The 12,152-nt window shown below is 37.6% G+C and carries 11 protein-coding genes; 1 reads left to right on the top strand and 10 read right to left on the bottom strand.

Annotated features, from left to right (window positions below):
• Positions 1-4 precede the first annotated feature (4 nt).
• Positions 5-1,354: an NADP-specific glutamate dehydrogenase gene (gene gdhA, locus BLP98_RS01925; RefSeq protein ID WP_074481648.1), complete on the bottom strand. Its 1,350-nt coding sequence runs from the start codon at positions 1,352-1,354 to the stop codon at positions 5-7.
• 236 nt (positions 1,355-1,590) lie between these two features.
• On the opposite strand from gdhA, the gene BLP98_RS01920 reads away from it, so the two are divergent.
• The gene (locus BLP98_RS01920) at positions 1,591-2,088 is read left to right on the top strand and encodes an HdeD family acid-resistance protein (RefSeq protein ID WP_074481647.1); all 498 of its coding nucleotides are present in this window, start codon (positions 1,591-1,593) and stop codon (positions 2,086-2,088) included.
• A 39-nt stretch (positions 2,089-2,127) separates the two neighbouring features.
• Here BLP98_RS01920 and queF read toward each other — a convergent pair whose 3' ends face one another.
• The 9 genes from queF to dapB all read right to left on the bottom strand — a co-directional run bounded on the left by queF (position 2,128) and on the right by dapB (position 12,137).
• Positions 2,128-2,619, bottom strand: coding sequence for a preQ(1) synthase (gene queF, locus BLP98_RS01915; RefSeq protein WP_074481646.1), 492 nt, complete (start codon positions 2,617-2,619; stop codon positions 2,128-2,130).
• Positions 2,620-2,770: 151 nt separating this feature from the next.
• A complete protein-coding gene (gene queE, locus BLP98_RS01910; protein ID WP_074481645.1) occupies positions 2,771-3,484 on the bottom strand; it encodes a 7-carboxy-7-deazaguanine synthase QueE in 714 nt (237 codons plus the stop codon).
• Positions 3,485-3,922 (bottom strand): 6-carboxytetrahydropterin synthase QueD, encoded by a 438-nt coding sequence (gene queD / locus BLP98_RS01905; protein WP_074481644.1) that lies wholly within the window; start codon positions 3,920-3,922, stop codon positions 3,485-3,487.
• A complete protein-coding gene (queC, locus tag BLP98_RS01900) occupies positions 3,922-4,572 on the bottom strand; it encodes a 7-cyano-7-deazaguanine synthase QueC (RefSeq protein ID WP_074481643.1) in 651 nt (216 codons plus the stop codon). Before queC ends, queD begins: the two co-directional genes overlap by 1 nt.
• Before the next feature lie 171 nt (positions 4,573-4,743).
• On the bottom strand, positions 4,744-6,513 hold the full coding sequence (locus BLP98_RS01895; protein ID WP_074481642.1) for an ABC transporter ATP-binding protein: 1,770 nt from the start codon (positions 6,511-6,513) through the stop codon (positions 4,744-4,746).
• A gap of 2 nt (positions 6,514-6,515) precedes the next feature.
• Positions 6,516-8,255, bottom strand: coding sequence for an ABC transporter ATP-binding protein (locus BLP98_RS01890; protein WP_074481641.1), 1,740 nt, complete (start codon positions 8,253-8,255; stop codon positions 6,516-6,518).
• Positions 8,256-8,302: 47 nt separating this feature from the next.
• Positions 8,303-10,171, bottom strand: coding sequence for an ABC-F family ATP-binding cassette domain-containing protein (locus tag BLP98_RS01885; protein WP_074481640.1), 1,869 nt, complete (start codon positions 10,169-10,171; stop codon positions 8,303-8,305).
• Positions 10,168-11,373, bottom strand: coding sequence for a CCA tRNA nucleotidyltransferase (locus BLP98_RS01880; protein ID WP_074481639.1), 1,206 nt, complete (start codon positions 11,371-11,373; stop codon positions 10,168-10,170). Before BLP98_RS01880 ends, BLP98_RS01885 begins: the two co-directional genes overlap by 4 nt.
• On the bottom strand, positions 11,370-12,137 hold the full coding sequence (dapB, locus tag BLP98_RS01875) for a 4-hydroxy-tetrahydrodipicolinate reductase (RefSeq protein ID WP_039696742.1): 768 nt from the start codon (positions 12,135-12,137) through the stop codon (positions 11,370-11,372). Before dapB ends, BLP98_RS01880 begins: the two co-directional genes overlap by 4 nt.
• Between the last annotated feature and the right edge of the window lie 15 nt (positions 12,138-12,152).

The following is a 12,152-nucleotide window of genomic DNA, read 5'->3' as shown; positions in this document are numbered from 1 at the left end:
TGTTTTAGACAATACCTTGTGCTGACATAGCTTCAGCAACTTTAAGGAATCCAGCAATATTGGCACCAACAACAAGGTTACCTTCTGCATCAAATTCTTTGGCTGCAGCTGCTGCATTTTCGTAAATGCCTTTCATGATGTTGTAAAGTTTGGCATCTACTTCTTCAAAAGTCCAAGGTGTACGTTGGCTATTTTGTGCCATTTCAAGGGCTGAAACAGCTACACCACCAGCGTTGGCTGCTTTGGCAGGACCAAATGAAACACCAGCTTTTTGGAAGACTTCGATAGCTTCCAATGTTGAAGGCATGTTTGCACCTTCAGTAACAGCAATGACACCATTGTCAACAAGCATTTTAGCTTGTTCAGCATTGATTTCATTTTGTGTAGCACATGGGAAAGCAAGGTCTGCTTTGATTGACCAGATAGTCCCTTCGTTAGCAGGTGTGAAAGTTGCACTTGGACGAGCTTCAGCGTATTTCACGATACGTGCACGTTCAACTTCTTTCAATTGTTTTAGAAGTGGAACATCGATTCCTTCTGGATCGTAAACAAAACCAGATGAATCTGAAACAGCAACAACTTTAGCACCAAGTGATTGAAGTTTTTCAGTTGCATAAATAGCAACGTTACCTGAACCTGATACAAGAGCTACTTTACCAGCGAAGTCTTCACCGCGAGCTTTAAGCATTTGTTCAGCAAAGTAAACAGCACCATAACCAGTTGCTTCTGTACGTGCAAGAGAACCACCGTAAGTAAGTCCTTTACCAGTAAGAACACCTGTATATTCATTACGAAGACGTTTGTATTGGCCATAGAGGTAACCAATTTCACGACCACCAACACCGATATCCCCAGCAGGAACATCAGTGTCAGCTCCAATATGTTTGCTCAACTCTGTCATAAAGCTTTGGCAGAAACGCATGATTTCGTTATCTGATTTACCTTTAGGATCAAAGTTAGAACCCCCTTTACCACCACCGATTGGTTGACCAGTCAATGAATTCTTAAAGATTTGTTCAAATCCAAGGAACTTGATGATTGATTGGTTTACTGATGGGTGGAAACGAAGACCACCTTTGTAAGGACCAATTGCTGATGAGAATTGAACACGGAAGCCACGGTTCACTTGAACGTGACCTTTATCGTCAACCCATGGAACACGGAATGAAACGATACGTTCAGGTTCTACCAAACGTTCAAGAAGATTTTCTTCAACGTATTTTGGGTATTTATCGAAAACTGGAACAAGTGATTCAAACACTTCTTCGACAGCTTGTAGAAACTCGGGTTCGTGAGCATTTTGAGCTTTAACCTTTTCAAAGACGCCAGCTACATACTCTTTACCTGTAGTCATATATATATTCCTCCAAAAACGAGATTGTAATTATGTATTACATTAAATATTATAAATTTTCTGAATATTTCTGTCAAGCACTTACTGTAACTTTTTGAAAATTTTTCCATTTTGATGTTATGAAATATTACACGCTATGTTATAAATCGTTTCAAGACCTTATTTAATGCATGTTTTAACAATCTTTTTTCTATAAAATGTGATATGATAAGGGTGACAATATAGGAGGTATCATTATGAAACGTTTATCACTATGGTCAGGGATTATTGCCCTGCTAATCGGACTTTTCCTCTTTATTCATCCATTCACAACAACTGCTATGATTGGTTGGATTATCGCCATTATTATTTTTCTATCTGGTTTCACAAGTCTTTTCATGTATTCAAGTAGCGTCAATCGTTCTCTTTGGTACTTACTACAAGGTATCTTATCCATTGTCTTTGGGATTATCTTGTTATCTAGCTCAGCCATGTCGCTATCAAACGCCGTTATGACCATTGCAGCTTATTGGATTTTAATCAGTGGTTTCTTACGCTTGATTGGTGGATTCCAAATGCGAAAAGCTGATTTCTATGATGCTAACCGTTTCCTATCATCGGCTGTTATTGCCATCCTTCTAGGTTTGTTCCTTCTATTCAATCCAACCCTATCTGCTATTTTTATTGGTAGACTTGCAGGTCTTCTTCTCATGGCAATAGGTGTTTCTGGAATTACTTTTTCATTTAAAATATAATCAATAAAGCCTTCGGAAATATCCAAAGGCTTTTTATTTTTAACGATTATCAATGGTTTCAGGATACAAATCATGATTCATCAGACGGTAATCAGCCATTTTCTCATATTTTGTTCCTGGTTTTCCATAATTGAAATAAGGGTCAATCGACAAACCACCACGTGGCGTAAACTTACCCCAAACTTCTAGATAACGTGGTTGCAAAAGCGCAATCAAATCCTTACCAATCGTATTGATACAATTCTCATGGAAATCGCCATGGTTTCGATAACTAAAAAGATACAGTTTTAGCGATTTTGATTCAACGCAAAGTTTATCTGGAATGTAAGAAAGATAGATTGTCGCAAAATCAGGTTGCCCAGTAATCGGACAAAGTGATGTGAATTCTGGACAATTGAATTTGATAAAATAGTCATTATCGACGTGACGATTATCAAATGATTCCAGAATGCTTGGGTCATAGTCGTATTTATATTTTGTATTTTGATTTCCCAAAAGGGTTAAATCTTTCATTTCATCTGTTCTAGTCATTTAAATCTCCTGTTTAAATTCTATTTTCCTTATCAAATATATGTGTAATTGTGACAAAACACCCATGATTTGTCACTTTAATCGGTTATAGTATTTCTCCCAAAACTAGCGCATACAATCAAGCAGCGCTTCTATTTATTTAAATCTCCTATTAAACACCACGTTTATTATCATATAAAAGCGTGTGTAGTTGTGGTAATACGCGAACACTCTTCCATTCAGGATCTGCTGCAACTGTCTCCCAAAGTTGGCGCAAGCGATCAAGCTGATGCTCTACAATATTTCCACTAACATATGGTTCAGGATTTCCAGCTGACAAATACAAAACGTCTGGCTGATAGCGTTTTTGAATCATCTTAGCAAAAGCCAAATCAGCAGCGTCAAAAACTGGAATTTTAAAAGTAACTTGATTTTTATCCAATTGTGACACGATAAAATCTAAAGTCTCAAAATTGACAGTCATCTGACTTGATGGTGGTTTAGGACTAAGCGTCACCTGATCAATGTCTTTTAACCATGTTTGCCAACGTGAACCTTGCGTTTCAATGGCTAAAGTGACACCACGCGCCTTTAACTTAGCAACCAAATCAGCCATATTTGCACCTAAAAGACAAGGATTTCCTCCAGACAAAGTTACATAATCATAAACTCCTAATCGATCAAGTTCTGCAATGATTTCATCAGCTGTCATACGCTTAGCTTTTTCTGAACCATCCCAAGTAAAGGCCGAATCACACCAAGCACAATGATAATCGCAACCACCAGTTCTAACGAACATAGTCTTTTGACCAATGGCACGTCCTTCTCCTTGAAAAGTTGGTCCGAAAATTTCAAGAATTGGCAACTTCAATTGCCTTTTAGTCATTTACTCCCACTCCCTTCTGAACTCCGCAAATGACGTTGGCGTTTCATACAAGCGCACATATTCAATTCTTATCTCACGTTCTTTTGGTAAATGCTGAGCCACTTGCTTAAAAATCCAATAAACCATATTTTCAGCTGTAGTGTTCATATAAGGCAAACTTTCATTAAGGTAACGGTGGTCTAAATGCGGTTCTAAATACTCTTTATAAATCTCTTTTATATCTCCAAAATCAACTGCCATTGCGCGATCATCAAGCATGCCAGAAACAGCAATCTGCAAACGATAAGTGTGACCGTGAAGTGCTTTACATTTACCATCATAATTAAACAAATGATGAGCAGCATCAAAAGTAAATTCTTTTGAAACCATAACACGACGATGACAATAAACCAAAGACTCACCTGTTGGTTTTTTTAGTTCTTTTGGTACTGAAAACATTATTTCCCTCTTCTAGCTAAATATTTTTCCAGACCAGCTTGACGAAGTTTACAAGCAGGACACTCTCCACAACCGCTGCCTTTAATGCCATTATAGCAAGTCAATGTATTTTCACGAACGTAATCAAATTGACCAAGTTGATCGGCCAACTCCCAAGTTTCTGACTTATCAAGCCACATCAATGGTGTTTGAATCACAAAATTGTAATCCATAGCAAGATTTAAAGTGACATTTAGTGATTTGACAAAAGCGTCACGACAATCAGGATAACCTGAGAAGTCTGTTTCACACACCCCAGTAATAATATCTGTAATACCAAGACGTTTTGCTAGCACCGCAGCAAATGATAAAAACAAATGATTGCGTCCATCAACAAAAGTATTTGGCAAATCATCATCAGGATTTTCAATTTCAATGTCACGAGTTAGAGCATTTTCTGTTAACTGTCCAAGTAAAGACATATCTAACAAGTGATTTTTGACTCCTTGTTCTTTAGCAATCTTTTTTGCCACTTCAATTTCTAAACTATGACGTTGACCATAATTAAAAGTAACTGTTTCAACATGGTCGTAATGTTTTAAAGCCCAAAATAGGCATGTTGTCGAATCTTGTCCTCCACTAAAGACAACAAGTGCAGATTTGCGTTTCATCTTAAATCTCCTCTATATCTTTTCAGATATCTGGGCAAAAGAAAAGCCCTTACGGGAATCCATAAGGGCGCTAATTTCAGTCATTAGGCTGGTTTTTTTTAGCGATGGCTTTTCCCAAACATCGTTATATTACTTAATAATCATATCATCTTTGCGAAAGATATTCAATGCCTAATTATTTTTAGCAAATTGACTGTTGTATAGGTCATAATAGAAACCTTTAGCCTCTAAAAGACTTTCATGGTTACCTTGTTCAACAATTTGTCCGTTATTAAGCACAAGAATCTTATCAGCATCTTGAATAGTTGATAGACGGTGAGCAATGACAAAGCTTGTACGACCTTCCATTAATTTTTCCATGGCTTTTTGAATTAACAATTCAAGGCGTGTATCTACAGATGAAGTTGCTTCATCAAGAATCAAGATTTTAGGATCTGCTAACAAAGCACGCGCAATAGTTAACAATTGTTTTTGTCCTTGCGAGACATTGCTTGATTCTTGATTCATTTCCATATTGTATCCACCAGGAAGGGTACGAATAAAGTGATCAACATTTGCTGCTTTGGCTGCTGCTACAATCTCATCATCAGTAGCTTTTAGATTACCAAAACGAAGATTTTCTTTGATACTTGCTTCATAAAGCCAAGCATCTTGTAAAACCATTCCAAATTGTTTACGATATTCTTGACGTGACAAGTTACGGATATCATGTCCATCAATCTTAATCGAACCATCAGTCACATCATAGAAGCGCATCAAAAGATTAATCAATGTTGTCTTACCAGCACCAGTTGGTCCAACGATTGCAACCATTTCACCCGGCTTAACCTCCAAATTAAAGTTGCGAATTAATGGTTTATCAGCTGAATATTGGAAAGATACATTTTCAAAGCTAACTTGCCCCGTTAAATCATGGTCTAAGTGTTCTGTCACTTCAGAAACTTCATCTGGTTCATCAAGCACTTCAAAAATACGATCTAGTGATGATTTAGCACTTTGGAGAACACTGGCCAATTGAGTGATGGTTTGAACTGGCTGGCTGACTTGCCATACGTATTGTACAAAAGCTTGCATATTACCAACTGTTAATTGACCTGCTAGAACTTGCAACGCCCCCAAAACAGCAATGATTAAGTAAGCCATATCAGAAATGGTGCTAAGCACCGGCATCATAATCCCAGAAATAAAGCTTGCTTTAAAACCAACCTCTTGTAAATTCTGAGTGATGTCACGGAATTCTTCACTTGAAATTTCTTCACGTCCATAAAGTTTAATGACGTTAAATCCTGTCAAATTTTCCTGAACAAAACCATTCATATCACCAAGCGCATCTGCTTGTTTTTTGAAATATGGCTGTGATTTACCCAAAATAAATTTGGCACTAAAATAGGTCAATGGAATAATCGCAATCACTACCAAAGCCAAGCGCCAATTGAGATAAAGCACCATGCAGATAACTAAAGTAATCGTTGTGAAAGCTTCAATGATACGTAGGAAACTTTGTTGAAGAGCATTTGATACTGTTTCCACATCTGACGTAAAACGTCCCAAAACATTACCAAATTGTTGACTATCAAAGTAAGAAACCGGAATCTTATTAATCTTTTCACTCAAATCACGACGCAAATCATGAATAGTATTTTGTACCGCTTTTGTGATGAAGAAGTTTGAACCATAACTACTCAACTCATAGCCCATACCACGCACAAAGTAAAGCACCAAAATGATAGCAATATATGAAACATTAATATGAGCACCAGCTACACCACGAGCCATATCTAAAAGATTTGAGGTCAATTCTGTGATTGCAAGTCCTAGGACAAAAGGCTCAAGAACACTCATGACACTGCTAAAGATTTTTAGAAAAATAGCTAAGAAAAGCGCACCTTTATATTGTCGGAGATAATCCCATAAACGTAGAAAAACATTTCGTTTTGACATTCTTATTCTCCTTTCATCTCTTTGGCTTTGTTTAGTTGTGAATTGGCAATTTCACGATAAATGTCATTTGATTGCATCAATTCCTCATGCGTTCCGCGTCCAACGATTTCACCTTTATCAAGCACAATAATCTGATCAGCATCCATGATTGTTCCAACACGTTGAGCTACAATCAAAACCGTTGCTTCTTGTGTCACTGCTTTCAAGCGCGCACGTAACTGAGCATCTGTCTTATAATCGAGTGCTGAGAATGAATCATCAAAGATATAGATGTCTGGTTTCTTAACCACTGCACGCGCAATTGACAAACGTTGCTTTTGTCCTCCAGACAAATTACTTCCGCCTTCAGCCAAATGCGTTTGATAACGGTCATCACGACTTTCGATAAATTCCTTAGCCTGAGCAATATCTGCTGCTTCTTGCAACTCTTCCTTAGTCGCATCTGTCTTACCGTATTTCAAATTTTCTTCGATTGTTCCAGTAAATAGCAAAGCTTTTTGCGGAATGAAGCCAATTTTTTGACGAAGAGCTTTTAGTTGATAATCTCGAACATCAACACCATCAACCAAAATTTTACCAAGTGTTACGTCATAAAAACGTGGAATCAAGTTAACGAGTGATGATTTACCAGATCCAGTTGAACCGATGAAGGCAATGGTTTCACCAGGTTTAGCCTTAAAAGAAATATCTTTTAAAACAGGACTCTCAGTTTCACCAGGATAAGCAAAAGTGACATTATTAAACTCCAAATAACCTTTTGTAGCAGTTTCAGTCACACCATCCTCATTTGGATCAATTGAAATTGGCATTGCCATCACTTCTGAAATACGTTCACTTGAAACCACCATACGTGGATACATGGTAAAGAAATTGGCAAACAATAAGAATGAAAAGAGTGCGTGGAAGCTATATTCAATAAAAGCTACCAAATTACCAATTTGCAAATCCCCACGAGAAAGTGGATTCAAAGCAAACCAAACAATCGCAACAATCATTGAAATAATGATTAAAACAAATAATGGCTCTGTCAAACCAGTTAAGATAAACAAGCGACTTGACAAATCCTTGTACTCATCATTTTTACGACCAAAACGTTCTTCTTGGAAATCTTCTCTAGCAAAGGCACGAATAACACGTAAGCCAGTCAGATTCTCACGAACGTACTGGTTGATTTTATCAAGTGTTGCTTGTTGATTTTCAGATAATGGACGAGTTCGTGTTGCCACATAATAGACAACCAAGACCAAAAATGGAATAGCAATAACTACAATCCAAGCAAGGGATGGGCTTGTCACCAAAATCATAACCACACTAGATATCATCATCAAAGGTGTAATGACACCCATTCGCAGTGTTTGCTCAGCAAATTGCATCAAAATAAAGGCATCACTTGTCATACGAGTGACTAAGGAAGACACACCAATTTGTTCATATTCTTGATGTGAATATTGCTGTAACTTATCATACATATCGTTACGCATGTCCTTAATCATGTTCGTCGTAATTTTCCCAGCTGCATAGGCAAGGACAACACGACCAATTGTCCCTAAAACAATGACAATAAGCATAACAATTGCCCAGAAATAAACTTTTTCCTTATTTCCTACTGTAACCCCCTGGTCAATCATTCGAGCAAGAGCCGTCGGCAGACCCAGGTTTACCACAACGAGAGTCAATGCCCCAATAACATCGAGTACTAGCCATTTGGGATATCTTTTCAAATAAGTCCAAATTAGTTTCATAGTCTTCCCTTTCTATATGTTTTTTTATATGAAAGAAGTGACCTTGCTTATTCAGCTAAGTCACTTAGGTATTCATATCTTTCGTATTTTTCAAGGAGAGTTTCATTTGTCTCATCCAATGAACGTTGAAGTTCAGCTAGTTTGCCATAATCACTAGCATTTTCTTGCATTTGAGCTTCAATAGCTTCGATGTCTTCTTCAAGTTTGGCAATTTCATCTTCGATGACTTCCCATTCTTGTTTTTCAAAGTAAGACATGCGTTTTTTCTTAGTTTTTTCTTTTTCAGTCTTTTGTTGCGCTTCTTTCTTAACTTGAACAGCAGCATTTTCTTCAAATGCTTTTTCATCAAGATAATCTGTATAGTTACCGAAGAATTCTCTCACATGACCATTTTCAAATGCCAAAATTTTATTGGCTACTTTATCAAGGAAATAACGGTCGTGACTAACGGTAATTACAGGACCAGAAAATGTTTGTAAGAAACTTTCAAGCACTGTCAAAGTTGCAATATCAAGATCATTTGTTGGTTCGTCAAGAAGAAGAACATTTGGTTTTTCAATCAAAATCTTCAAAAGGTATAGACGCTTTTTCTCACCGCCAGATAGTTTTGAAATCAATGTGCCATGAGTTGAACGCGGGAACAAGAATTGTTCTAACAAGTCTGTAACACTAGTTGTTCCGACACTTGTCTTCACTTCATCTGCTACTTCTTGTAGATAATTGATGACACGTTTGTCCTCATCCATGTCTTTTGGCAACTGTGAAAAGTAACCAATGCGAACCGTTTCACCAATCTCAACTTTACCGCTTGTTGGTTTCAAATCACCATTAATTAAGTTTAGAAGAGTTGATTTTCCGACACCATTATCACCAACAATTCCGATTCGGTCTTTATTTTGAACTAAAAGGTTGAAGTCTGTCAAAATTTGTTTATCAGTATAAGCAAAAGAAACATCTTCAAAATTGATAACTTTTTTACCAATACGGCTTGTTTCAAAATTGATTTCAAGCTCAGATGATTGTGTTGCTCCTGACAAATCAGCTTTCAAATCATTGAAACGATTGATACGAGCTTGTTGTTTTGTAGCACGTGCTTGTGGTTGCGTACGCATCCAAGCCAACTCTTGCTTGTAAAGTTGTTTTTTCTTATGAAGGGTTGCCGCATCACGTTCATCTTGTTCTGCACGCAAGCGTACATAATCTTGATAATTTCCTTGATATTCTGTCAGTTGGCTGTTAGCCAATTCAAAAATTCGTGTTGCCACATTATCCAAGAAATATCGGTCGTGGGTAATGAAAAGTACCGTTTTCTTAGATGTTTTCAAGAAATTCGTCAACCAAGCAATGGTATCAATATCCAAGTGGTTGGTTGGTTCGTCAAGTAATAACAAGTCAGCATCATTCAACAAGACTTGGGCTAACTGAACACGACGACGAAGTCCACCTGACAAATCGCCAACTTTTTGTGACAAGTCTTCCAAGCCCAACTTCGTTAAAACAGTCTTGACTTCACTCTCAATTGCCCAAGCATCAAGTGAATCCATTTCGGTCATGACTTTTTCGAGCTTATCTTGATTAGCCTCATCATAATTAGCCATCAATGTTTCATAAGTCTTGATTAAAGTCATCTCACGCAAATCAGAAGACAAAACAGTATCTAAAATCGTCTTGTCATCATCAAATTCAGGTTCTTGCGTTAAGTAGGCAATTTTATAGCCATTTTTTGCTGAAAATGGTGACACATCACCATCAAAACCAAGTCGACCAGAGATAACATCTAAAAGTGTTGTCTTACCAGTTCCGTTAACCCCAATAATCCCGATACGATCAAAATCATGAATAATAAAGGAAATATCACGAAATACGGTTTTATCCCCAGCGGATTTCGTTAAGTGTTCTACGATAAAATCGCTCATTTGCTTTCCTTTCTAATAAATTCAAAAATAGCTTTTTTATCATTGGCAAGCTTACCAAGTACAATATGTTGTTCGATTGCTTTTAGAATTTGACCAAGCTCAGGTCCTGGTTTGAATTGCATTTCTTTAATCAGCATACCACCGTTGACCACAATCTCATGTTTGTCATGAATGGTTAATTCCTTATCCAAGCGCTCAATCGTCGCAAAATCAACTGGTAGACCAAAACCTAAACGAAGGTCTTCTGCCTGCTCAATCAGATTACGACCATAGCAATACATTTCCATCTTATCAAGTTCATTTGTCAAACGGAAACGATAGATTGACACAATCTTTTCAACGTCTTTTTGGAATTGACTTGATGTTTTCCAAGCTCGCAAAAAGGCACGAACATCTTTGACATCCAACGCTAATAGCAAAGCTGCCCAAGCTTGTTCTGATGTTTTAAAGTGATAATCGTCTGCCAAATCATCCAAGAATTGTTGCAAATGATCATGAGCATTCTCAAGATAAGGAAGGTATTTTTGAGCTTCACTTGCAATCATGGCTTTAATCCCTTTACGCCAGAAAGGTGCCATCAATAATTTGTCAAATTCAATAAAAGAGCGCTCTACTGAAATTTTTTCAAGTAAGGGCGCATGTGCTGCCATGGCAGCAAAAGTCTCAGGTTCAATATCAAAATCAAGACTAGCTGAAAAACGAAAACCACGCATGATGCGAAGGGCATCCTCATTAAAACGCTCAGCTGGATTTCCAACCGCACGTAACAATTTGGCTTTCAGGTCAGCTAAGCCATTAAATTTATCAATAATCAAACCTGTTTCATCAAGTGCAAAAGCATTTACCGTAAAGTCACGACGTTTTAAATCCTCTTCAAGTGAGCGAACAAAAGATACGCTACTTGGTCTACGATAATCTACATAAACATCTTCCGTACGGAAAGTAGTGATTTCATACTCGCCACCTTCTTCAAGAACAAGCACAGTCCCATGCTCAATCCCAATATCAACGGTACGGTGAAAAATACTTTTTGTTTCTTCTGGGTAAGAACTTGTTGCAATATCTACATCGTGAATTGGGCGATTTAGTAAGACATCTCGAACGCTACCGCCAACGAAGTATGCCTCATAGCCTGCTTCACGAATTTTTTTTAAAATTGGTAAAGCCTCCTGAAATTCAGAAGGCAGATTGTTTAATTTCATAGTAATTTTTCCAAACCATAAACAAGTTTATCTTGTTTCACAACTGCTTTAATTCCAATATTAACGCCACTCATAAATGAAATACGATCATATGAATCATGACGAAGTGTTAACCCTTCACCTTGTGCCCCAAAAATAACTTCTTGGTGAGCAACCAGGCCAGGTAAGCGAACACTGTGGATACGCATACCATCAAAATCAGCACCACGCGCTCCCTTAAGTGTTTCAACTTCATCTGGAGCACCTTGTTTCTTAGCTTGACGCACTTCGCGAATCAATTCAGCTGTTTTCACAGCCGTTCCTGAAGGAGCATCCTTCTTCTTATCATGATGTAATTCAATAATTTCAAGGTCCGGAAAATATTTGGCTGCTTTAGCAGCAAATTCCATGAGTAAAATTGCACCGATAGCGAAGTTAGGGGCAATGAGTCCACCGATTTTCTTGTCTTCAGAAAGAGCAATCAATTCGGCAATTTCGTCTTCAGAAAATCCTGTTGTCCCAACAACTGGAGCAAAGCCATTTTCTAAAGCAAAACGAGTGTTTTCATAAGCAACAGCTGGCATTGTAAAATCAACCCATACGTCAGCATCAAAACCAACTAATTGTGATTTATCAGTAAAGACTGGAACGCCATCAACTTCTTTTTCTGTTGCAAATGGATCAAGCAAAGCTGCTAAGGTTAATTCATCATCTCCCTTAACCATGTTTACTGCTGCTGAACCCATTCTTCCTTTAAAACCTGCTACGATAACTTTAATACTCATGTCTTTTCCTTTTCC

Origin of the sequence: Streptococcus equinus (assembly GCF_900104225.1) — a bacterium.
Lineage (GTDB): Bacteria > Bacillota > Bacilli > Lactobacillales > Streptococcaceae > Streptococcus > Streptococcus equinus_D.
This window is presented reverse-complemented; position numbering and strand designations above follow the sequence as displayed.